This window comes from Pseudomonas alkylphenolica (genome assembly GCF_004025535.1).
GTDB lineage: Bacteria > Pseudomonadota > Gammaproteobacteria > Pseudomonadales > Pseudomonadaceae > Aquipseudomonas > Aquipseudomonas alkylphenolica_A.
The window spans coordinates 239067-262820 of record NZ_QJRG01000049.1; the positions used below are offsets into that span (position 1 = coordinate 239067).

General features: G+C 61.4%; 17 protein-coding genes and 4 tRNA genes. 17 read left to right on the forward strand and 4 right to left on the reverse strand.

Translation table 11 applies throughout. The features are described 5' to 3' along the window. Positions 1-14: 14 nt before the first annotated feature. Positions 15-2030: an excinuclease ABC subunit UvrB gene (uvrB, locus tag DM813_RS24695; RefSeq protein ID WP_128326030.1), complete on the forward strand. Its 2016-nt coding sequence runs from the start codon at positions 15-17 to the stop codon at positions 2028-2030. A gap of 113 nt (positions 2031-2143) precedes the next feature. On the opposite strand, the gene DM813_RS24700 is transcribed toward uvrB, so the two are convergent. Both DM813_RS24700 and DM813_RS24705 read right to left on the reverse strand, forming a co-directional pair. After that, entirely contained in the window at positions 2144-3634 is a 1491-nt protein-coding gene (locus DM813_RS24700) for an MDR family MFS transporter (protein ID WP_206617435.1), read from the reverse strand. Positions 3635-3683: 49 nt separating this feature from the next. Then, positions 3684-4733 carry an HlyD family secretion protein gene (locus DM813_RS24705; RefSeq protein ID WP_128326032.1) on the reverse strand — a complete coding sequence of 350 codons (1050 nt, stop codon included), beginning with the start codon at positions 4731-4733 and terminating at the stop codon, positions 3684-3686. Positions 4734-4877: 144 nt separating this feature from the next. Here DM813_RS24705 and gltX point away from each other — a divergent pair, with 144 nt between their 5' ends. The 10 genes from gltX (at position 4878) to DM813_RS24755 (ending at position 10807) form a co-directional block, all read left to right on the forward strand. Then, positions 4878-6359 (forward strand): glutamate--tRNA ligase, encoded by a 1482-nt coding sequence (gltX, locus tag DM813_RS24710; protein WP_128326033.1) that lies wholly within the window; start codon positions 4878-4880, stop codon positions 6357-6359. 333 nt (positions 6360-6692) lie between these two features. Next, positions 6693-6768: transfer RNA gene (locus DM813_RS24715), tRNA-Ala, on the forward strand. Positions 6769-6847: 79 nt separating this feature from the next. Next, positions 6848-6923 (forward strand) — tRNA-Glu (locus DM813_RS24720). A gap of 53 nt (positions 6924-6976) precedes the next feature. Beyond that, a tRNA-Ala gene (locus DM813_RS24725) sits at positions 6977-7052 on the forward strand. A gap of 44 nt (positions 7053-7096) precedes the next feature. Beyond that, a tRNA-Glu gene (locus DM813_RS24730) sits at positions 7097-7172 on the forward strand. A gap of 179 nt (positions 7173-7351) precedes the next feature. Next, positions 7352-7891: a TetR/AcrR family transcriptional regulator gene (locus DM813_RS24735; RefSeq protein ID WP_128326034.1), complete on the forward strand. Its 540-nt coding sequence runs from the start codon at positions 7352-7354 to the stop codon at positions 7889-7891. Between the two features lie 27 nt (positions 7892-7918). Then, positions 7919-8752, forward strand: coding sequence for an alpha/beta fold hydrolase (locus DM813_RS24740; protein WP_128326035.1), 834 nt, complete (start codon positions 7919-7921; stop codon positions 8750-8752). A 45-nt stretch (positions 8753-8797) separates the two neighbouring features. Further along, positions 8798-9238 (forward strand): acyl-CoA thioesterase, encoded by a 441-nt coding sequence (locus tag DM813_RS24745; RefSeq protein WP_128326036.1) that lies wholly within the window; start codon positions 8798-8800, stop codon positions 9236-9238. Positions 9239-9286: 48 nt separating this feature from the next. Continuing rightward, entirely contained in the window at positions 9287-10246 is a 960-nt protein-coding gene (locus DM813_RS24750; RefSeq protein ID WP_128326037.1) for a tRNA dihydrouridine synthase, read from the forward strand. Positions 10247-10360: 114 nt separating this feature from the next. Beyond that, positions 10361-10807, forward strand: a complete 447-nt coding sequence (locus DM813_RS24755; RefSeq protein WP_128326038.1) for an Hsp20 family protein — start codon at positions 10361-10363, stop codon at positions 10805-10807. A gap of 65 nt (positions 10808-10872) precedes the next feature. Here the strand turns inward: DM813_RS24755 and DM813_RS24760 are convergent, their stop codons facing one another. Together DM813_RS24760 and DM813_RS24765 are read right to left on the reverse strand one after the other, a co-directional pair. Continuing rightward, the gene (locus tag DM813_RS24760) at positions 10873-14166 is read right to left on the reverse strand and encodes a sensor domain-containing protein (RefSeq protein WP_128326039.1); all 3294 of its coding nucleotides are present in this window, start codon (positions 14164-14166) and stop codon (positions 10873-10875) included. A gap of 66 nt (positions 14167-14232) precedes the next feature. Beyond that, positions 14233-15111, reverse strand: coding sequence for a LysR family transcriptional regulator (locus DM813_RS24765; RefSeq protein WP_128326040.1), 879 nt, complete (start codon positions 15109-15111; stop codon positions 14233-14235). 132 nt (positions 15112-15243) lie between these two features. Here DM813_RS24765 and leuC point away from each other — a divergent pair, with 132 nt between their 5' ends. The 6 genes from leuC (at position 15244) to DM813_RS24800 (ending at position 23697) form a co-directional block, all read left to right on the forward strand. Continuing rightward, a complete protein-coding gene (gene leuC, locus DM813_RS24770; RefSeq protein WP_128326041.1) occupies positions 15244-16677 on the forward strand; it encodes a 3-isopropylmalate dehydratase large subunit in 1434 nt (477 codons plus the stop codon). After that, positions 16674-17318, forward strand: coding sequence for a 3-isopropylmalate dehydratase small subunit (leuD, locus tag DM813_RS24775; RefSeq protein WP_128326042.1), 645 nt, complete (start codon positions 16674-16676; stop codon positions 17316-17318). The genes leuC and leuD overlap by 4 nt, the downstream gene beginning before the upstream one ends. A gap of 175 nt (positions 17319-17493) precedes the next feature. Next, the gene (leuB, locus tag DM813_RS24785) at positions 17494-18576 is read left to right on the forward strand and encodes a 3-isopropylmalate dehydrogenase (protein WP_128326043.1); all 1083 of its coding nucleotides are present in this window, start codon (positions 17494-17496) and stop codon (positions 18574-18576) included. Positions 18577-18644: 68 nt separating this feature from the next. Beyond that, a complete protein-coding gene (asd, locus tag DM813_RS24790; protein ID WP_128326044.1) occupies positions 18645-19757 on the forward strand; it encodes an aspartate-semialdehyde dehydrogenase in 1113 nt (370 codons plus the stop codon). Between the two features lie 160 nt (positions 19758-19917). Next, positions 19918-20928 carry an aspartate-semialdehyde dehydrogenase gene (locus DM813_RS24795; protein WP_128326045.1) on the forward strand — a complete coding sequence of 337 codons (1011 nt, stop codon included), beginning with the start codon at positions 19918-19920 and terminating at the stop codon, positions 20926-20928. Positions 20929-21000: 72 nt separating this feature from the next. After that, on the forward strand, positions 21001-23697 hold the full coding sequence (locus DM813_RS24800) for a FimV/HubP family polar landmark protein (RefSeq protein ID WP_128326046.1): 2697 nt from the start codon (positions 21001-21003) through the stop codon (positions 23695-23697). Positions 23698-23754 lie beyond the last annotated feature (57 nt).

Here is a 23754-nt window from a genome sequence, read left to right on the forward strand (position 1 = left end):
CACAGAGGTTTGTCATGTCCGAGTTCCAGCTCGTCACCCGTTTCCAGCCGGCCGGCGATCAGCCCGAGGCCATTCGCCTGATGGTCGAGGGGATCGAGGCGGGCCTGGCGCACCAGACCCTGCTTGGTGTGACGGGCTCTGGCAAGACGTTCAGCATCGCCAATGTCATCGCCCAGGTGCAGCGGCCGACGCTGGTACTGGCGCCGAACAAAACCCTGGCGGCGCAGCTGTATGGCGAGTTCAAGGCGTTTTTCCCCAACAACGCCGTTGAATACTTCGTGTCCTACTACGACTACTACCAGCCGGAAGCCTATGTGCCGTCGTCCGACACCTTCATCGAGAAGGATGCGTCGATCAACGACCATATCGAGCAGATGCGCCTGTCGGCGACCAAGGCACTGCTGGAGCGCCGCGACGCGATCATTGTCACCACCGTGTCCTGCATCTACGGCTTGGGCAGCCCGGAAACCTACCTGAAGATGGTCCTGCACGTGGACCGCGGCGACAAGCTCGACCAGCGCGCCTTGCTGCGCCGCCTGGCCGACCTGCAATACACCCGCAATGAAATGGACTTTGCCCGGGCGACCTTCCGTGTACGCGGCGACGTGATTGATATTTTCCCGGCTGAATCGGACCTCGAGGCAATCCGCATCGAGCTGTTCGACGATGAAGTGGAGAACATTGCCGCGTTCGATCCGTTGACCGGGGAAGTGATCCGCAAATTGCCGCGCTTCACCTTCTACCCCAAGAGTCACTATGTGACCCCGCGCGAAACCCTGCTCGAAGCGGTGGAGGGTATCAAGGAAGAGCTGCAGCAGCGACTGGAGTACCTGCACAAGGCCAACAAGCTGGTGGAAGCCCAGCGCCTGGAGCAACGGACCCGCTTTGATCTGGAGATGATCCTCGAGCTGGGCTACTGCAATGGCATCGAAAACTACTCGCGGTATCTGTCCGGCCGGCCGGCCGGGGCACCGCCGCCGACGCTCTATGATTATCTGCCGCCTGATTCGCTGCTGGTGATCGATGAGTCGCACGTCAGCGTTCCGCAGGTGGGCGCCATGTACAAGGGCGACCGCTCGCGCAAGGAAACCCTGGTCGAATATGGCTTTCGCCTACCGTCGGCGCTGGACAACCGGCCGATGCGTTTCGATGAGTGGGAGAATGTCAGCCCACAGACGATCTTCGTTTCCGCCACGCCCGGCCCTTATGAGGCCGATCATGCGGGCAGGGTAGTGGAACAGGTCGTGCGTCCAACGGGTCTGGTTGACCCTCAGGTTGAGGTGCGTCCGGCCACCACCCAGGTCGACGATTTGTTGTCGGAAATCCATAAGCGCGTCGCGGTGGAGGAGCGTGTGCTGGTCACGACACTGACCAAGCGCATGGCCGAAGACCTGACCGATTATCTGGCCGATCACGACGTGCGGGTGCGTTACCTGCACTCGGACATCGATACCGTGGAGCGCGTCGAAATCATCCGTGACCTGCGCCTGGGGACTTTCGATGTACTGGTGGGGATCAACCTGCTGCGCGAGGGCCTGGACATGCCCGAGGTGTCGCTGGTGGCGATCCTCGATGCCGACAAGGAAGGTTTCCTGCGCTCCGAGCGCTCGTTGATCCAGACCATCGGCCGTGCGGCGCGTAACCTCAATGGCCGGGCGATTCTCTATGCCGACAGAATGACCGGTTCGATGGAGAGGGCGATCGGTGAAACCGAGCGCCGCCGCGACAAGCAGATCGCCTTCAACGCCGCCAACGGCATCGTGCCCAAAGGCGTGGTCAAGGACATTACCGACATCATGGAAGGCGCCAACGTGCCCGGCTCGCGCAGCAAGAAGCGCAAGGGCATGGCCAAGGCGGCCGAAGAAAGCGCGCGGTACGAAGCGGAGCTGCGTTCACCCGGCGAAATCGCCAAGCGCATCAAGCTGCTGGAGGAGAAGATGTACCAGCTGGCGCGCGACCTGGAGTTCGAGGCCGCCGCGCAGATGCGCGACGAAATTGCCGCTTTGCGCGAGCGTTTACTGACTGTCTGATGCAGTTCATTTTGTAGGAGCGGATTTATCCGCGAAAGGCCGCGACACGTACCCAAATTGTGGGCCTTCTGCGTCCGCGGAGTCCGCTCCTACAAAGCGATTTGCAAGGCTGGTCAGTGGGCCTCCCCAGCCTTCAAACCCACCGGCAGTTTGCGCGTCATCATCACTGCCACCATGCTGATCGCCAAGCCGATGCCAACGAAGTGGAAGGCATCGTTGTAAGCCATGATCATCGCTTGCTGGTGGGTGATTTCACTCAGTTTGCCCAGTGCCGCATTGTCGCTGCCCAGGCGCTCCGCCAGTTGCGTCAGGCGCTCGGCCACCTGCGGGTTGGTGGGTACGAGCGATTCGCGCAGATAGTCGAAATACACTTTGGTACGCGCATCCAGCAGGGTCGCCAGCAACGCGATGCCAATGGCGCCGCCCAGGTTGCGCAGAATGTTGAACAGGCTCGACGCCGAGCCGGCATCCTGCGGCAGGATGTAACTGGTGGCGATCAATGAAATGGTCACCATGATCATCGGTTGCCCAAGCGCGCGGATGATCTGGATCTGGTTGAACTGCTCGCCGGCAAAGTCCGGGTTGAGTACCCCGGAACTAAAGCTGGCCAGGCCGAACAGGCCAAACCCCAGGGTGCAGAGGATTTTCGGTGAAATCACCTTCATCAGTTGCGGCACCAGCGGGATCAGGAATAGCTGCGGAATCCCCATCCACATGATCACCTCGCCAATCTGCAGGGCGTTGTAGTTCTGGATCTGCGCCAGGTACAGCGGCAGCAGGTAGATCGACCCGTACAGTCCCACCCCCATCCCCAGGCTGGCAATACTCGACAGGCCGAAGTTGCGGTTGCCGAGAATGCGCAGGTTGATCAGCGGGTTGGGTTTGGAAAACTGCACGATCACGAAGGTGATCAGGCTCAGCAGGGCGATGCTGCCCAGGCCGACGATCAGGCTCGACTCCAGCCAGTCCTTGCGGTGGCCTTCTTCGAGAAACACCTGCAGGCAACCCAAGCCCACGCCAAGCGTGACGATGCCGGCGTAGTCGGTGCTTTTCAGCAGTTCCCAGTGCGCTTCCTTCTTTTCCAGGCCGTACATCAGGCCGGCGATCATCAGCAGGCCGGGCGGGATGTTGATGTAGAAAATGTATTCCCAGCCCCAGTTCTCGGTCAGCCAGCCACCCAACGTCGGCCCGATGGACGGGGCGAAGGTGGCGGTCATGGCAAACATCGCCATGCCCTTGGCGCGATGGTGCTCGGGCAGCTTGATCAGGGTCAGGGTAAACGCCAGCGGAATCAGTGCGCCACCGGTAAAGCCCTGCATGGCCCTGAAGATGATCATGCTTTCCAGGTTCCAGGCCATGGAACACAACAGCGACGACACCAGAAAGCCCAGCGACACCCAGACCGCCAGGCGTCGTGCCGAAAGCAGCTGCACCAGCCAGGCGGTGAGCGGGATCATGATGATCTCGGCCACCAGGTACGAGGTGGAGATCCACGAGCCTTCCTCCAGCGTCGCCGAGAGGGCGCCCTGGATGTCCTTGAGCGAGGAGTTGGTGATCTGGATGTCGAGCACCGCCATGAAGGCGCCGAGCATCACACTCATCACGGCGATCCAGTCGCGTCGGCTGGGTTCGCCGACGGGACGGATCAACGCATCACCGGCCATGGTCGGCGGTGTCCCGGATGTCCACGGTCGCGGTGACCGACATGCCCGGGCGGATCCTGCCTTGCAACGGGTTATCGGCAGCAAAGGTCAGCTTGACCGGAATGCGCTGCACCACCTTGGTGAAGTTGCCGGTGGCGTTGTCCGGTGGCAACAGGCTGAACTGCGCGCCGGAGGCCGCGAACAGGCTATCGACACGGGCCTCGATCGGGGTGTCGGGGTAGCTGTCGAATACCAGCTCGGCTTTTTGCCCGGGCTGCATGTGGCCGATCTGGGTTTCCTTGAAGTTGGCCTGAATCCAGATGGCTTCGTCCGGAACGATCGACAGCAGGTAGGCGCCGGCCTGTACCACCTGACCATTGCGGGCGGCGCGCTGGCCGATCATGCCGCTGATCGGTGCACGGATTTCGCTGCGGGTCAGGTTCAGTTCGGCCTGGGCCAGGTCGGTACGTGCATTGACGATCTGCGCATCCAGGCGCTTGATTTCAGCAGTCAGGGCGTTGACCTGCTGGCGCTGGCCTTGCAGGTCGGCCTGGGCCTTGCTTACCTGGGAGCGGGCGACATTGTTTTCCGCCGACAGGGTGGTGACCCGTTCTTCGGAGACGAAGCCTGGCTTGCGCAGGGCTTCGGCGCGGGTCAGGTCCAGCACGGCGCGGCCCAGTGTGGCCTGATTGGCGGCGACCTGGGCCTGACCGGCGGCGATCATGCTGGCTTGCTGGGTTAGGCGGCTTTCGGCTTGCAGGCGCTCGGCCTGGCGGGTGTCGAGGGCGGCGCGGGCACGGTCTACAGCCAGACGAAAATCATCCGGCTCCAGGCGTACCAGCAGGTCGCCCTTGGCCACATGCTGGTTGTCCTGGACCAGCACTTCGTCGATGCGGGCGCTAAGCTGGCTGGACACGCGGGTGATTTCGCCTTGCACATAGGCGTTGTCGGTGCTTTCGTAGAAGCGCCCTTTGAAGTACCAATGGGCAAGAAAGGCGAGGGCAATCAGCAGGACCAGCGTGAGAAAAACCAGCAGGCGGCGTTTGAGTTGAGCGGGCATGGGTACCATCGTTCCAAAAATGTAAGCAAATTTAACCGTGTTTGGATCCGCATCCACAAGGGGTGATTGCGCCCATTGCTGGAGCCCGATGCCCGCTCCCTGTTAACATCCAGCCTTTGTTTCATCTCTTGTTCGAGACTGTCCATGACCACCGTTCGCACGCGTATCGCGCCTTCGCCTACTGGCGATCCCCATGTCGGCACCGCCTACATCGCCCTGTTCAACTACTGCTTCGCCAAGCAGCACGGCGGCGAGTTCATCCTGCGTATCGAAGATACCGACCAGCTGCGTTCGACCCGCGAGTCGGAACAGCAGATCTTCGACGCCCTGCGCTGGCTCGGCATCGAGTGGAGCGAAGGTCCGGACGTCGGCGGCCCGCATGGCCCGTACCGGCAGAGCGAGCGGGGCGATATCTACAAACAGTACGCCCAGCAACTGGTCGACATGGGCCACGCATTCCCGTGCTTCTGCACTGCCGAAGAGCTGGATCAGATGCGTGCCGAGCAGATGGCCCGCGGCGAAACCCCGCGCTACGACGGCCGTGCCTTGTTGCTCTCGGCTGAAGAGGTGCAGCGCCGCCTGGCCGCTGGCGAGCCGCATGTGATCCGCATGAAAGTGCCGAGCGAAGGCGTCTGCGTGGTGCCGGACATGCTCCGTGGCGATGTCGAGATCCCGTGGGACCGCATGGACATGCAGGTCCTGATGAAGACCGATGGCCTGCCGACCTACTTCCTGGCCAACGTCGTCGATGACCACCTGATGGGCATCACCCACGTGTTGCGTGGCGAAGAATGGCTGCCGTCGGCGCCGAAGCTGATCAAGCTGTACGAGTACTTCGGTTGGGAACAGCCGACCCTGTGCTACATGCCGCTGCTGCGTAACCCGGACAAGAGCAAGCTGTCCAAGCGCAAGAACCCGACCTCGGTGACCTTCTACGAGCGCATGGGCTTCATGCCGGAAGCCATGCTCAACTACCTGGGGCGCATGGGCTGGTCGATGCCGGACGAGCGTGAAAAGTTCTCCCTGGCCGAGATGGTCGAGCATTTCGACCTGTCGCGGGTTTCCCTGGGCGGGCCGATCTTCGATATCGAGAAGCTGTCCTGGCTGAACGGCCAGTGGCTGCGCGACCTGCCGGTGGAAGAATTTGCCGCGCGCGTGCAGAAGTGGGCGTTCAACAGCAACTACATGATGAAGATCGCGCCGCACGTGCAGGGCAGGGTAGAGACCTTCAGCCAGATCGCCCCGCTGGGTGGCTTCTTCTTTGAAGGCGCGCTGAAACTCGACGCCAAACTGTTCGAGCACAAGAAACTGTCCGCCGATCAGGTGCGCCAGGTCATCCAGCTGATCCTGTGGAAGCTGGAAAGCCTCCGTCAGTGGGAAAAAGACCGTATCACCGGCTGCATCCAGGCGGTAGTCGAAGCGCTGGAGCTGAAGCTGCGCGACGCCATGCCGCTGATGTTCGCGGCAATCAGTGGCCAGGCAAGCTCCGTGTCGGTGCTCGATGCCATGGAAATCCTCGGGCCGGACCTGACTCGCTACCGTCTGCGCCAGGCGCTGGATTTGCTCGGTGGTGTGTCGAAGAAAGAAAACAAAGAGTGGGAAAAGCTGTTGGGCACCATCGCCTGACAGCGGATCGCGTTGTGATTCTGTAGGCGCAACTGTTTTTGTGGGAGCGGGTTCACCCGCGAAGGTCGGAAGTGCAACTCCGAAATGGGCCTGTTACGCAGCCCATCGCAGGTGAATCCGCTCCTACAGACATCCGCCTGCAACCCCCGTTTTTGCGGGCTGAAACCGGGGTGGGGCGGTAAGTGGTTGTTATCTCGGAAATTTTTTTTGAATTTTGTTGAAAATATATTTGACAGGTTCGCCATCCGATCTTAATATGCGCCCCGTCCACAGCGATGAACGAAACGAAACGCGAAGCACCCAGCCAAGCGATTCAGTTCAAAGCGACATTGTGGGGCTATAGCTCAGCTGGGAGAGCGCCTGCATGGCATGCAGGAGGTCAGCGGTTCGATCCCGCTTAGCTCCACCAAATTCCGATTCGTAGTCAGCTACACTGACTGCGAAGTCAACCGGGTTCCAGCAGCCGGGTTGTCAAGGTAAGAAGGTTCGTCCCCTTCGTCTAGTGGCCTAGGACACCGCCCTTTCACGGCGGTAACAGGGGTTCGAGTCCCCTAGGGGACGCCAGTTTTGCACAAGCGACATCGAAAGAGGTCGCTGGGCCGCGAGGCTAGAAATCTGGGGCTATAGCTCAGCTGGGAGAGCGCCTGCATGGCATGCAGGAGGTCAGCGGTTCGATCCCGCTTAGCTCCACCAATTTTGCCAGGATTCGTGAAAACGGATCTGTACGAAGGTTACAAGTCCCCTTCGTCTAGTGGCCTAGGACACCGCCCTTTCACGGCGGTAACAGGGGTTCGAGTCCCCTAGGGGACGCCATTTTACCCACTTTGTGGGATTTCAAGGCTCATTCGATTATTGAATGAGCCTTTTGTTTTTGCCTCGAAAAAAGTTTTCCTTTCCCTCCTACCTCCTCGGCACGACAAGCGGGCAGAAATAACGCTTGCGGAAAAATATGATGAGAATAATATTCTGGTCATAATATTCGGAGGCAGGTCATGAACGACAAAAAAGCGAAAACCCGCGAACGGATCCTGGATGCTGCCTGTAGCGCGCTGATCCAGCACGGGCCTGCCGAGCCCAGCGTCAACCAGGTCATGAGCGCCGCCGGGCTGACGGTGGGTGGCTTCTACGCGCACTTCGACAGCAAGGATGCGTTGATGCTGGAAGCCTTCAGCCAGCTGTTGGCCGAGCGCCGGGCCTTGCTGGCCGAGGTCGACCCGAGCATGAGCGGTGAAGAGCGCCGCGCGCTGGTGGCCGCGTTCTACCTGTCGCGCAAACACCGCGATGCCACCGAGCGGGGCTGCCCGTTGCCAACTGCCCTGGGCGAGATGGCGCGCCTTCCTGACGCCTTCCGCCAAGTGCTGGCCGATCACCTGGAACTGATGATGGCCAACCTGGCGGACAGCCCGGAAGACGCCGACAAAGTGCTGGCCGACATGGCCCTGATGATCGGCGGCCTGACGCTGGCCCGTGCCTTTGGCACTGGCGAACTGTCTGACCGTATCCTGCGTGCCGCCAAGTCGGCGGTTGTCTGAACGAGCGAGAGCCACCGGAGCGAAGCGATGAATACCTTGAGCTGGATTCGTAGCGTTAACGGCACCCTTGGACGACTGGCGCCAGAGCACATTGCCGGCAAGATGCACCGCGCCTTCCTGACCCCGCGCAACCTGCCGCCGCGCGAGTGGGAGTTGCCGTTGCTGGCGCGTGCTGAGCGCATCACCCTGCGTTTTGGCTTGTCCGCGCTGCGCTGGGGGCAGGGGCCGACGGTGTTGTTGATGCACGGCTGGGAAGGGCGGCCCACTCAGTTTGCGAGCCTGATCGAAACCCTGGTGCAGGCAGGCTACACCGCCGTGTCGCTTGAAGGCCCCGCTCATGGCCATTCGCCGGGCAATCAGGCGGATGTCGTGCTGTTCGCCCGGGCGCTGCTGGAAGCGGCGGCGGAGTTGCCGCCCTTGAAAGCGGTGATCGGGCACTCGATGGGCGGCGCCAGCGTCATGCTTGCATTGCAGTGGGGCCTGCGTGCCGAAGCGGCCGTGAGCGTTGCGGCGCCGGCGCAGCTGCTGGGTGTGCTGCGGCGTTTCGCCAAGCACCTGGGCCTGCCGACGCGGGCGCGCGCCGCCTTTGTGCGCCAGGTCGAGCGGGGCGTTGGCATACCGCTCGGCCGCCTGGACGTCAGCGGCTATCAACTGGACATTCCGGCGCTGATCATACACGCCGAAGACGATCGCCTGGTGCCGGCCAGCGAGGCCCAGGTCATCCACCAGGCATGGTTCGACAGTCGCCTGTTGCTGCTGCCGGAAGGCGGGCATCAGCGCGTACTCTCCGCCCCTCAAGTGATCGAAGGTGTTCTGGCGTTGCTGGCGCATGGTCATGCGCCAGCGCGGCAATTGGCCTGAGCATCCGTTACACTCATGCCCGTTCACCACAGACCTGGAGCGGGCATGAGTTGGGATCTGGCAACACCGTTCACGATCGATCTGCGCGTCGCTGCCGACGATATCGATGGCCTCGGCCACGCCAATAACGCGGTTTATGTCACCTGGCTGGAACGCTGCGCCTGGCGGCATTCCCAGCGCCTGGGGCTGGATCTTGCCGAGTACCGGCGCCTGGACCGGGCGATGGCAGTGGTACGTCACGAAATTGACTACCTCGCCAGTGCCTATGAGGACGACGAGTTGCAACTCGCCACCTGGATTGTCGACTGGGATCAGCGCCTGAAGATGACCCGGCGTTTCCAGCTGGTGCGCCCCAGTGACGGCACCACCTTGCTGCGCGCACAAACCACCTTTGTCTGCATCGAGTTATCCACAGGGCGACCCAAGCGTATGCCGGGGGAGTTCATTGAGGGCTACGGCCAGGCACTGATGACCGGAGCGCTGTAGTGCGCGGATTTTGCTAGACTGCGCGCCTTTTCGCCCGAGATGCCACCCATGCAAATTGCCCTGGCCCCGATGGAGGGGCTGGTCGACAACATCCTTCGTGACGTACTGACCCAAGTGGGCGGCATCGACTGGTGTGTCACTGAATTCATTCGTGTCTGTGACCGGCTGTTGCCTGCGGCGACCTTCGACAAACTCGCGCCCGAGTTGAGTCAGGGCGCGCAGACCGCAGCCGGGGTGCCGTTGCGCGTGCAATTGCTCGGTTCCGATCCCGTTTGTCTGGCGGAAAACGCGGTATTGGCCTGTGAGCTGGGCGCGCCGGTGATTGACCTGAACTTCGGCTGCCCGGCCAAGACGGTGAATAAGTCCCGTGGCGGGGCGGTGCTGCTCAAGGAGCCAGAGCTGCTTCACGCCATCTTGCGTGAAGTGCGCCGCGCGGTGCCGGCGCACATTCCGGTCACCGCCAAGATGCGCCTGGGTTTCGACAGCCCTGACGGTGCGCTGGATTGCGCGCTGGCCTTGGCCGAAGGCGGCGCCGAGCAACTGGTTGTGCATGCACGAACCAAGGTTGATGGCTACAAGCCGCCCGCGCATTGGGAGTGGGTGGCCAAAGTGCAGGACGTGGTCAAGGTGCCGGTGTACGCCAACGGTGAGGTCTGGACCCTGGATGACTGGCGGCGTTGCCGCGAGGTGAGTGGCGTCGAAGACATCATGCTCGGTCGTGGCCTGGTGTCACGCCCGGACCTGGCTCGGCAGATTGCCGCTGAGCGCGACGGTGTCGAGTTCGTGCCGATGGATTGGCAGAGCCTGTTGCCGCTGATCCAGGACTTCTGGCTTCAGGCCCGCGCGCAAATGACCCCGCGTCAGGCACCGGGGCGTTTGAAGCAATGGGTGGCAATGTTGACCCGCACCTACCCCGAGGCGGTGGCATTGTTCACTGAGCTGCGCCGGGAAACCGACTGCGATCGGGTGGGGCAATTGATCGGCATGCCGGTCAGCGAGGCGGCCTGAAAAATTTTTTCAGGGGTGCTTGAAAAGCAGGCGAGGGTCCTTATCTAAGGAGTACGCGATGCCGAAGTCGGGTCGCGTTACTAAACAACCTCGCTGATTTTCAGGAGATGCACCATGACTACTGCTTTTTCTCTGGCTCCACTGTTCCGTCATTCCGTAGGCTTCGACCGTTTCAATGACCTGTTCGAATCTGCGGCGCGTAACGAGGCGGGTAGCAGCTACCCTCCCTACAACGTTGAAAAACATGGCGAAGACCACTATCGAATCGTCGTTGCTGCAGCCGGCTTCCAGGAGCAGGATCTGGATCTGCAAGTTGAAAAAGGCGTATTGACCGTCACTGGCGGCAAACGTGAAAGCAACGGTGAAAGCGTTACCTATCTGCATCAGGGCATTGCCCAGCGGGCGTTCAAGTTGTCCTTCCGCCTGGCCGACCATATCGAAGTGAAGGCGGCGGGCCTGGCCAATGGGTTGCTCAGCATCGATCTGCTGAGGATTGTGCCGGAAGAGGCGAAAGCCAAACGTATCCCGATCAATGGGGATAGCAAGCCTGCTCTGAACTGAGTGAGGTGATGTTGTAAAAGAGGGCACCTTCGGGTGCCCTTTTTTTTTGGGGCGCATTCCGGCTTCTACAGTGCTGGCATTTCCAGCAACATCCGCCGAAATTCCCCCAGCGGCAATGGCCGACTGTGCAAGTACCCCTGATACAGGTGACATCCCAGCCGCTCCAGAAACTCCAGCTGTTCGGACAGCTCGACCCCCTCGGCAATGACCGCCAGTTCCAGGCTGCGCGCCATGGCGACAATCGCCCGGACGATTTCGGCGTCGTTGGGGTCCACGGGTGCATCACGCACGAACGACTGGTCGATCTTCAGGGCATCCACGGGTAACCGCTTGAGGTAGGTCAGCGATGAATAACCGGTCCCAAAATCATCCATGGCAAAGCTCACGCCATAGCGTTTGAGCTCGCGCATTTTGTTGATGGTGTCTTCCAGGTTTTGAATGACAATGCCTTCGGTGATTTCCAGCTTGAGCATTTTGTACGGCAGGCTGAAGTCGTCCAGGCTACGCAATACCCGTTCGACAAAATCGTTCTGACGGAACTGCCGTGGGCTGATGTTCACGCACAGGCTGAAATCGTCCATGTCGATCAGATGGTCGCGCAGCATTCCGGCACAGGCGTCGCAGGCTTCGTCGAGTATCCAGCTGCCCACTTCGAGAATCAGGCCGCTTTCTTCCAGCACCTGGATGAACTGCGCAGGCGGCTGCTGGCCCAGCTGTGGGTGGTGCCAGCGCAGCAGCACTTCGGCACCGATGATGCGGTTGTCGCGGGCATCGACCTGGGGCTGAAAGTGCAGGGCAAGTTCGCCGCGGGCCAGGGCCATGCGCAGGTCGCTTTCCATGCGCAGGCGCTCGCTGGCGGCCTTCTGCATGGTGGTGTGGAACAGCTGGGTGGTGTTGCGCCCGGAGTCCTTGGCCCGGTACAGGGCGATATCGGCACGCTTGAGCAGGTCGGCCGGGGTGGTGCCGTGGTCGGGAATCAGCGCCACGCCGATGCTGGGGGTCACCTGCAGGCGCTGGCCATCCAGCGACATCGGCTCGGCCAGCAGTTCGCGCAGGGTATCGGCCAGGCCGCGGACTTTCTCCGTGACCTCGTCGCGGCTGCCTTCCAGGCCGCTGAGCAATACAACGAATTCATCCCCGCCCAGGCGGGCCACGGTGTCTTCCAGGCGCACACTGGCTTCCAGGCGGGCGGTGATGATCTTCAGCACCGTGTCGCCGACGGGGTGGCCGAGGGAGTCGTTGATGTGCTTAAAGTGGTCAAGGTCGAGAAACAACAGGGCGCCGCGCAGGTTGTGGCGCTTGAGCAAGGCGATCTGCTGGCTCAGGCGGTCCATCAGCAACGCGCGGTTCGGCAGGTTGGTCAGCGGGTCGTGGTAGGCCAGGTGACGGATCTGTGCCTGGGCGTTCTTCAGCTGGCTGACATCACGGGCGGTCAGCAACAGGCATTGCGTTTCGTTGAGGGTAATGGGCTCGATCGAGACTTCAACGGTGAGGATCTCTCCGCGCTTGTTGCGCCCGAGCATTTCGCGGTGGTGTACCCGGCCCTTGTCCTTGAGTTCACTGATGAGGGTTGTGCGTTGTTTGTCGTCGGCCCAGATTCCGATTTCGCTTGCGGTGCGGCCAAGCACTTCGTCGGTGCTGTAGCCGGTCAGGCGGCAGAAACCATCATTGACCTCCAGGTAACGGCCGCTTTCAAGCTCGGTAATGGTGATGGCATCGGGGCTGGAGTGGAACGCCTTGGCAAATTTCTCTTCACTGGCTTTCAGTGCGGCTTCGGCGCGCTGTTGCTGGGTGATGTCGCGCAGGGTGGTGACGCTGCACGGTTGTTCTTCGACGGTGATCAGGCGGCTGGATATCACGCAGGTCAGGGGCTGGCCGTCCTTGTGGTTGATCACCACGGCGACATTGTTCAGGGCCTCGTCGCGAATCACCTGTTCAATTCGCCGGGCGCGCTCGGGGGATCCGGCCCACAGGCCGATTTCCTCCGCAGTGCGGTTGATGACCTGGCTGGCGTCCCAGCCAAAGGTCTGGGTGAACGCCGGGTTGATCTCGATAAACTGGCCGGTGTCCTGGCGCGTCACGCAGATCGGGTCGGGGCTGGCCTGGAAGAGGCTGGCGAATTTCTCTTCCGAGCTGGTCAGGCGCTGTTCACGCTCGACCTGTTCGGTGATGTCGAGCAGGGTGCCGGCCATGCGCAACGGGTTGCCCTGTTCATCGCGGTACAGCCGCGCGCGGCTTTCTATGTAGCGCGAGGCGCCGTTCTCCAGCTGGATGCGGTAGGTTATCTGGTAGTTGCCGGCCGGCCCCTCACGCAGGCTGCGGTAAGCCTTGCGCATGGAATTGCGTTCATGCTCCGGAACCCCTTCGAAGAACGCTTCGAAGGACTCATGGAACGGTACCGGGTCTAGGCCGTGCAATTCAGCGGCGCGCGCCGAGCCGTAGAGCATGCCGCTGGGAATATGCCAGTCCCAGGTGCCCAGTTGCGCGGAGTCCAGCGCCAGGTCCAGGCGTTCCTGACTGTCTTTGAGGGCCTGTTCGGCACGTTTGTGCTCGCTGGTGTCGACGAAGGTACTCAGCAGGTAGACAGTGCCTTCGAATTCGATGCTCTGGGCGCTGAGGATGCCGTCGTGCACCTTGCCGTTGCTGGCGCAGAACTGTACTTCGAGGGTCACCGGGCCGCTGTTGTCACGGGTGGCGTCGAGCACGGCATGGCGCTGCAACGGGTTGGCCCACAGGCCAAGTTCAATGGTGGTCTTGTTGATGACTTGATGACCCGGCCAGCCGAGGGTCTTTTCAAAGTGCTGGTTGACTTCGTAGATGAGGCCGTCGGACCGGCGTGTCAGCAGCACGACGTTGGGGCTCAGGTGAAACAGGGTGGCAAAGCGCTTTTCCGAGTTGATCAGCGCAGTCTCGCGCTCGCGCTGGCGAGTGATTTCGCGGATTACTCCCACCATCTGGGGGCGGCCGTGTTTGTCCTTGACCAGGCTGCCGTTGATTTCCAGCCAGTGCAGGCTTCCATCGGGCCAGTAGATGCGGTGGCGCAAGGCTTGTTCCACCGGCTCGCCGCTGATGATCGCATTGAAGGCCTGCAAGGCGCGGGTGCGATCTTCCGGCGGTAATAGGTCGAGGTAGTCGACGTCATTGGGTAGCGGCTGCTCGGGGTCAAAACCAAACAGCGCCTGCGTGCCCCTGGACCAGCTGATCTGACCGGTTTCGACATCCCAGAACCAGGCGCCCAGCCGCGCGCCGTTCAACGCCGACAGCAACTGCGGCGCGTTCTCCCAGGTCTGCTCCAACGCCTGGGGGTCTGCCGCATGGATGCGTGGCAGGCGCGGAAAGCGATTTGCTGATTTGGGCATCGGTTACCAGACCTTTGGCGGGTGACGCGTCCTTGAGAGTCGTACTGACCGGGTTACCTCGTTGGATCAGGGTTGCCTTGCGTGGCTGTCGAGCAAGGCCATGAAGGCTTTGGCCGCATTCGATAACGTTCGTTCAGTGTGCAGAATGTAGCCTAGCTGGCGCGACAGCTGTATGCCGGGCAAAGCGATAGGCGCAACTTGCTCATCGAGCATAGTACGCGGCAGCACACTCCACGCCAGGCCGATCGAAACCATCATTTTTATGGTTTCCAGGTAGTTGGTGCTCATGGCGATATTGGGCGTCAGGCCCTGGGCTTCGAACAGGCGCTGCACGATGTGGTGAGTGAATGTATTGCCGCCAGGGAACACTGCCGGGTGATGGGCGACATCGGCCAGGCTCACGGCGCCGTTGCTCGCCAGTGCGTGTTCGGGGGCGGCGACGAAATCCAGCGGGTCGTCCCACACCGGTACCGCGCGGACCAGGTTGTGCGGCTCCGGCGCGAGGGTAATCACGGCAATTTCCGCGCGGCCATGGAGAATTTCATCGTAGGCCGCTTCTGAATCGAGAAACTGAATATCCAGCGCCACCGCCGGATATTGTCGGGTGAATGTGCGTAGAACCGGCGGCAAGCGGTGCAGGCCGATGTGGTGACTGGTCGCCAGGGTCAGGCGACCTGCCACTTCGCCGGTAAGATTGGTCAGGGCGCGGCGGGTGTCGTCCAGTACGTTGATGATCTGGTACGCCCGTGGCAGAAGCGCGCGGCCGGCTTCGGTGAGATTGACTTCGCGCCCGAGGCGGTCGAACAGGCGTACATCCAGCTGCTGCTCCAGGCCGGCAATGCGCTTGCTGATGGCCGGCTGGGTGAGGTGCAGGCGTTCGCCTGCCCCGGAAAAGCTACCGGTTTCAGCCACGGCGATAAAAGCATTAAGGTTGGCCACATCCATGGGTTAAGTATTCCCCCTGGTTATCCAAAGCATAAAAATTATGAATTTGAGTTATCCAATCTAACCGCATAGCATCGTCCGTACAAGCCAAGTGGTTATTGGCATAGAAAGACGCTGATGAGGAACAGTCTGATGGCCGGCAAAACGCTCTACGACAAGCTCTGGGATTCGCATTTGGTCAAGCAGCGCGACGATGGTTCGGCGCTGATCTATATCGACCGTCACATCATTCACGAAGTGACGTCGCCGCAAGCCTTCGAAGGCCTGCGCCTGGCCAACCGCAAACCCTGGCGCATCGATGCCAACATCGCCACGCCTGACCACAACGTACCGACCACGCCGGAACGCAAGGGCGGTATCGACGCCATTGTCGACCAGGTGTCGCGCCTGCAGGTGCAGACCCTCGACGAAAACTGCGACGAGTACGGCATCACCGAATTCAAGATGAACGACGTGCGTCAGGGCATCGTTCACGTTATCGGCCCGGAGCAGGGCGCGACCTTGCCGGGCATGACCGTGGTCTGCGGCGACTCGCACACCTCCACCCATGGCGCTTTTGGGGCCCTGGCCCATGGCATCGGTACTTCGGAAGTCGAGCACGTGCTCGCTACCCAGTGCCTGGTGGCGAAGAAAATGAAGAACATGCTGGTGCGTGTCGAAGGTCAGTTGCCGTTTGGCGTGACCGCCAAAGACATCGTGCTGGCGGTGATTGGCAAGATCGGTACTGCCGGTGGCAATGGCCACGCCATGGAGTTCGCCGGTAGTGCCATTCGCGACCTGTCGGTAGAAGGGCGCATGACCATCTGCAACATGTCCATCGAAGCGGGCGCGCGGGTAGGTTTGGTCGCGACCGATGAGAAGACCGTCGAGTACGTCAAAGGTCGCCCGTATGCGCCGAAGGGTGAGCAGTGGGCGCAGGCGGTCGAAGCCTGGAAGGACCTGGTGTCCGACGCCGACGCCGTGTTCGATACCGTGATCGAGCTCGATGCTGCGCAGATCAAACCGCAGGTCAGCTGGGGCACTTCGCCGGAAATGGTGCTGGCGGTTGACCAGTGCGTCCCGGACCCTGCTGCCGAAGCCGACCTGGTCAAGCGTGGTTCCATCGAGCGGGCCCTGAAGTACATGGGCCTGAGCGCCAATCAGGCGATCACTGACATCCAGCTGGACCGTGTGTTCATTGGCTCGTGCACCAACTCGCGGATCGAAGACCTGCGCGCTGCCGCCGAGATCGCCAAAGGCCGCAAGGTGGCGTCGACCATCAAGCAAGCCATCGTTGTGCCGGGCTCGGGCCTGGTCAAAGCCCAGGCCGAGAAAGAAGGCCTGGACAAGATCTTCGTCGAAGCCGGTTTTGAATGGCGTGAACCAGGCTGCTCCATGTGCCTGGCGATGAACCCGGACCGCCTGGAAAGTGGCGAGCATTGCGCCTCGACCTCCAACCGTAACTTTGAAGGCCGTCAGGGTGCTGGCGGTCGTACCCACCTGGTGAGCCCGGCCATGGCTGCTGCCGCCGCTGTCACCGGCCGTTTTGTCGATGTACGTGAGTTGATTCAAGGGAGCGCAGCATGAAAGCCTTTACCCAGCACACCGGCCTCGTCGCGCCTTTGGACCGTGCCAACGTCGACACCGACCAGATCATCCCCAAGCAGTTCCTGAAGTCGATCAAGCGCACCGGCTTTGGCCCGAACCTGTTTGACGAGTGGCGTTACCTGGATGTCGGCCAGCCGTACCAGGACAACAGCAAACGTCCGAAGAACCCGGACTTCGTCTTGAACCACGACCGTTATCAGGGTGCCAGCGTTTTGCTCGCCCGTGAGAACTTCGGTTGCGGGTCAAGCCGTGAGCACGCGCCATGGGCACTGGAAGAATACGGTTTCCGCAGCATCATCGCGCCGAGCTATGCCGATATCTTCTTCAACAACAGCTTCAAGAACGGCCTGCTGCCGATCATCCTCAGTGATGAGGAAGTCGACGAACTGTTCAAGCAGGTTGAAGCCGACCCGGGTTATCAATTGACCATCGACCTGCAGGCGCAGACCGTAACCCGCCCTGACGGAAAGGTCCTGAGCTTCGAGATCGACGCATTTCGCAAGCACTGCCTGCTCAACGGCCTGGACGATATCGGCCTGACCTTGCAGGACAGTGATGCGATTGCCACGTTCGAAGCCAAGCACCGCGCGAGCCAGCCGTGGTTGTTCCGTGACGCTTGATTGAATGACGCCGTACCCCATTTGCAGCAGGCGATGGGCGAAGAAATACGGCAGTATTACCCGAATGAAGCCCACGGCCCGTTCAGCACTGATGTACTGGTGCGCCGGGCCGGGTGCTGATTATTTTTCCGGCGGGCCATTGCGGCGTGTCGCTTGAGTCGAACAAGAGGAACCCATGAGCAAGCAGATTCTGATTCTCCCAGGTGATGGCATTGGTCCGGAAATCATGGCCGAAGCCGTCAAGGTGCTGGAGTTGGCCAACGACAAGTTCCAGCTCGGTATCAGCTTGTCCCACGACGTGATCGGTGGCGCAGCCATCGACAAGCACGGCGTGCCGCTGGCTGACGAGACCCTGGAGCGCGCGCGCCAGGCTGACGCGGTACTGCTGGGCGCCGTGGGTGGGCCTAAATGGGACAAGATCGAGCGCGACATCCGTCCGGAGCGCGGCTTGCTGAAGATCCGTTCGCAACTGGGCCTGTTTGCCAACCTGCGTCCGGCGATCCTCTACCCGCAACTGGCGGATGCTTCCTCGCTCAAGCCAGAAATCGTTTCCGGCCTGGATATCCTCATCGTTCGCGAGCTGACCGGCGGCATCTACTTCGGCGCCCCGCGCGGCACCCGTGAGCTGGAAGGCGGCGAGCGTCAGTCCTACGACACCTTGCCGTACAGCGAGAGCGAAATCCGCCGTATCGCCCGTGTCGGATTCGACATGGCCCGCGTCCGTGGTAAAAAACTCTGCTCGGTAGACAAGGCCAACGTTCTGGCGTCCAGCCAGCTGTGGCGCGAAATCGTCGAGGAAGTGGCCAAGGACTACCCGGATGTCGAACTGAGCCACATGTACGTCGACAACGCCGCCATGCAACTGGTGCGTGCGCCGAAGCAGTTCGACGTGATGGTCACCGACAACATGTTCGGCGACATCCTGTCGGATGAAGCTTCCATGCTCACCGGCTCCATTGGCATGCTGCCGTCTGCGTCGCTGGATGCCAGCAACAAGGGCATGTACGAACCGTGCCACGGCTCCGCGCCAGACATCGCCGGCCAAGGCATCGCCAACCCGTTGGCAACCATTTTGTCGGTGTCGATGATGCTGCGTTACAGTTTCAATCAGCAGGCAGCAGCCGAAGCCATTGAAAAGGCGGTCAGCCTGGTGTTGGATCAAGGCTTGCGCACTGGCGACATCTGGTCGGCCGGTTGCAGCAAGGTAGGTACGCAGGAAATGGGCGACGCAGTAGTCGCAGCGCTGCGGAATCTGTAATCTCTCGGGCCCGCTGCTGTTTTTCCATGTGAAGCAGCGGCCCACTTTTTAGCAAAGGTGTAGTTGCGATGAAACGTGTAGGTCTGATCGGTTGGCGCGGTATGGTCGGTTCCGTGCTCATGCAGCGGATGCTGGAAGAGCAGGATTTCGATCTTATTGAGCCGGTGTTCTTCACCACCTCCAACGTAGGTGGCCAGGGTCCGGCTGTGGGCAAGGATATTGCTCCGCTCAAGGACGCTTACAGCATTGAAGAGCTCAAGACCCTCGATGTAATCCTGACCTGCCAGGGTGGCGACTACACCAGTGAAGTCTTCCCCAAGCTGCGCGAAGCCGGCTGGCAGGGCTACTGGATCGATGCCGCTTCCAGCCTGCGCATGCAGGATGACGCGGTCATCGTGCTGGACCCGGTCAACCGCAAGGTAATCGACCAGCAGCTGGATGCCGGTACCAAGAACTACATCGGCGGCAACTGCACCGTCAGCCTGATGCTGATGGGCCTGGGTGGCCTGTTCGAGGCCGGTCTGGTCGAGTGGATGAGCGCCATGACCTACCAGGCGGCTTCCGGTGCCGGTGCGCAGAACATGCGTGAACTGATCCGTCAGATGGGCGCCACTCACGCGGCGGTCGCCGATGACCTGGCCAACCCGGCCAGTGCCATTCTGGACATCGATCGCAAGGTCGCCGAGGCCATGCGCAGCGAAGCCTACCCGACCGAAAACTTCGGTGTGCCACTGGCGGGCAGCCTGATCCCGTGGATCGACAAAGAGCTGCCTAACGGCCAGAGCCGCGAAGAGTGGAAGGCCCAGGCTGAAACCAACAAGATTCTCGGTCGTTTCAAGAGCCCGATCCCGGTTGACGGTATCTGTGTGCGCATCGGCGCCATGCGTTGCCACAGCCAGGCGCTGACCATCAAGCTGAACAAGGATGTGCCGATCGCCGATATCGAAGGCATGATCAGCCAGCACAACCCATGGGTTAAGCTGGTGCCGAACCAGCGCGAGATCAGCATGCAGGAGCTGAGCCCGACCAACGTGACCGGTACCCTGAACATTCCTGTGGGTCGTCTGCGCAAATTGAACATGGGTTCGCAGTACCTGGGAGCGTTCACCGTAGGTGACCAGTTGCTGTGGGGCGCGGCCGAGCCGCTGCGCCGCATGCTGCGGATCCTGCTGGAGCGTTGATCGCTGCAGTGAGTTGAAAAAAAGCCCGTGCTGGTAACAGCGCGGGCTTTTTGTTTTCCCAAGAAGGCTTTTCGCGGATTTATCCGCGATGGGCACAGTAGAGCCTTGAGTGAAATCCAAGTACAGTGCCGCTCCCGTCGTTCCAGCAGAGGATTTTTCCATGAGCCAGCCTATTGATATCGCCGTGATCGGTGCCACCGGTGCTGTCGGTGAAGCCCTGGTGCAGATCCTCGAAGAGCAAGACTTCCCGGTGGGCACCTTGCACTTGCTGGCCAGCAATGAATCCGCCGGCAGCGGTGTGATGTTCCGTAGCAAGAGCCTGCGTGTGCGTGAAGTCGACAGCTTCGACTTCAGCAAGGTCAAGCTGGCCTTTTTCGCCGCCGGCACGGCCGTCACCCGCAGTTTTGCCCCGCGTGCCCAGGCGGCGGGGTGTGCGGTGATCGACCTGTCCGGCGGCTTGCCTGCCGAGCAGGCACCCGCATTGGTACCCGAGGCCAATGCACAGCGCCTCGACAGCCTGTCGCTGCCGGTTCAGGTGAGCAGCCCGAGCGCAGCAGCCGTGGCACTGGCGGTGACTCTGGCGCCACTCAAGGGCTTGTTCGACATCGAGCGGATCAATGTCACCGCGTGCCTGGCGGTGTCGGCCCAGGGCCGCGAAGCGGTCAACGAACTGGCCCGGCAGACTGCGGAACTGCTCAATGCGCGTCCTCTGGAGCCGCGTTTCTTTGATCGGCAAATGGCCTTCAATTTGCTGGCGCAGGTCGGCGCCAGCGACGCCGACGGCCACGGCACCCTGGAGCGGCGCCTGGTCAGCGAGTTGCGCGAAGTACTCGGCTTGCCGGCCCTGAAGATTTCCGTGAGTTGTATTCAAGTCCCGGTGTTTTTCGGCGATAGCTACAGTGTGTCGGTACAAAGCCGTGAACCGATTGACCTGGCGGCAGTCAATGCAGCGTTGGAGGCGGCGCCGAGCATTGAGCTGGTCGAGGAGGGTGATTATCCGACCCCTGTTGGTGACGCAGTCGGACAAGACGTGGTCTATGTTGGACGAGTACGTGGCGGAATCGACGACAGCGAACAGCTCAATCTGTGGTTGACCACCGACAACGTGCGCAAAGGCGCGGCCTTGAACGCCGTGCAGCTGGCGCAATTGTTGATAAAACAAGTTGTGTAAAAGATACTTGCAGATAATTTTTACCGGGATTTATCCCGGGTGCCGGGGACGGTTCATTCAAAGGAAGAGGTCATGCTTCGAATTCGCAAACTGGTCTTAGCAATTGCCGCAGCGTCGGCGCTGTCGTCCGGTATGGCGCATGCCCTCGGCTTGGGTGAACTGACCCTTAAGTCGGCGCAGAACCAACCGCTGGACGCGGAGATTGAACTGCTTGATGTGCGCGACCTTACCGCGGCCGAACTGGCCCCGAGCCTGGCCCCGGCCGAGGAGTTCGCCAAGGCCGGCATCGAGCGCCAGCCTTTCCTCAATGACTTGATCTTTACGCCAGTCATCAACCCCAACGGCAAGAGTGTGCTGCGGGTGACGTCCAGTCAGCCGCTGCCCGCGCCGATGGTCAAGTTCCTGGTGCAGGTGATGTGGCCGAGCGGGCGCCTGCTGCGTGACTACAGTGTGTTGGTCAACGCTGCAGCGTTGCCGGGCGCCAAGCCTGAGTCGGCGATCAATCCGGCAGTCAGCGCTGCTTCCAGCTACACCACGGTGCGCCGCGACACTTTGTGGGAAATTGCCTCGAAAGCCCGTCAGGGCGGCTCGGTACAGCAGGCGATGCTGGCCATTCAGGCCTTGAACCCTGATGCCTTCATCAACGGCAACATCAACTTGCTGAAAACCGGGCAAGTGTTGCGTATGCCCGATCAACAGCAGGTCCTGAGCACTCCTCAGGGCCAGGCGGTGACCGAAGTTGCCGAGCAGTATGCGGCCTGGCGTGAAGGCCGGCGCCTGGGGCCGCGCGCCCGACAACTGGACGCTACCCGTCGCACTGGCACCGAAGCGGCGCCGGCGCGCATTGCCCAACAGGACAACCTGCGCCTGGTGGCACCCGAAGGTAAAGCTGCCGGTGGCAGCAAGGCCGTCAGCGACAAGCTTGCGGTTGCCCAGGAAAACCTCGATACCACCAAGCGTGACAATGCCGAGCTGAAAAGCCGCATGACCGATCTGCAGAGCCAGCTGGACAAGCTGGAACGCCTGATCGCCTTGAAGAATGATCAACTGGCCAAGCTCGAAGCCGAGGGCGCTGCTGACCAGGAGGCGCCTGCAGATGCAGCACCGCCTGCCGTCAACGCGCAGCTTGAACCTGCACCGGCTGACCCAGCACCGGCCGAGCCGGTGGTGACCCCGGCCCCGGCAGCGGTCGATACCGCACCGGTCGACGCGGCCACGCCGGAAGCGGCCGAGACGGCACCAGCCAGCTCCAGCAAAGTGCTCGACGACATCCTTGGCAATCCGGTGTTGTTGGCGTTGATCGCAGGCTCCGCCTTGCTGGTGCTGCTCTTGCTGCTCTTGCTGTTGGCACGCAAGCGCAAGGCTGACCAGGAAGCGGAAAAGCACCTGCGCATGGCTCGTGCACTGGCTGAAGAAAGCGAGCGTGGCCCGGACCTGGACCTGCCACCGAGCAGTTTCGAGGGTCTTGAAGTCCCACCGCCGAGTGTCACCCTGTCGCCTGCAGTTGTCGCCGCGTCGGCGGCGGCAGCCAGTGCTGCCGAAGCGCCGGTGGCTGAAACCCGGCCGGTTGAGGTGAAGCCGGCCGAGCCGCAGCCCATGGCTGCACCGCTGGTAGCCCCGGCTGCCAACGCGACGCCGGAGCCGACCGGTGATGCGTTGCTTGACGAGGTCGAACTGAGCATTGCTCGTGGTCGCCTCAACCATGCAGCCGACCTGCTTGAGCCCGCCGTTGAGACAGCGCCGCAACGAAGTGACCTGCGCCTGAAGCTGATGGAGGTGTATGCGCGTCAAGGTGACCGTGATGCGTTCGTCGGGCACGAGCGCCAACTGATCGCTACCGGCCAGAACCACGCCGACGTCGAATCCCTCAAGAGCCGTTTCCCGGCCATGGCGGCATTGGCAGTCGCGGGTGGTGTAGGTGCAGCTGCCCTGGCAGCCGAGCTCGATGCGCAGTACGTTCAGGCCTTGTTGCAGGATGAGCCGCCAGCTGAGCCAGAGGCGCAATCGGAACCGGAGCCTGAAGTTCAGCCTGCGCCGGAGCCAGATCCGGTTGCCGAGCTGGCACCTGAGTCGGAGCCGGTTGTCGAAGATGACCTGGACAGCGCCTTTGACCTGAGCCTGGACGATGACCTGCAAGGGCTGGAACTGGATGCGCCATTAACCGATGAGGCGCCTGCGGTGGTTGAAGAGGAGATCGTTCCGGCACCTGTGGCTGACATCGAGCCGCCAGTTGAGGTGCAAGCCGAAGAGGCGCCGGTCACCCTTGACGACCTGTCAGACTTCGACCTGGATGTACCGGTCGAGCAGTCGGCCGCACAGCCGATCAGCGAACCGATCGATATCGCTGCCGAGCTCGCGGCTTTCGATGAGACGATGCCGGAGTTCGACCCACTGAGCGAGCTGGAGTTACCGGAAGACTTCGACTTGTCGTTGTCGCTGGATGACGATTCCGACGCGGCGAAGAGCTTTGCGTCCGAGCTGGATGATGTCAACGCCGAGCTCGACAAGCTGTCCCATAGTCTGGAGCAGCCGTCCATCGAACCGCACTTTACCGCCGAAGATGCCGCCTTGAGCGACGATCTGGGGGACGACCTGGAGTTCGACTACCTGGGCGGCGCCGATGAGGCGGCAACCAAGCTTGACCTGGCACGGGCCTACATCGACATGGGTGACCATGACGGGGCACGCGACATTCTCGACGAAGTGCGTAAAGAGGGTAACGATACCCAGAAGCAGGAAGCCGAAGAGATGCTCTCGCGTCTGGTCTGAGTCCTGCCCTTGTACGTCCGACGGCAGCCCTGGTGGCTGCCGTTGTCGTTATAATTC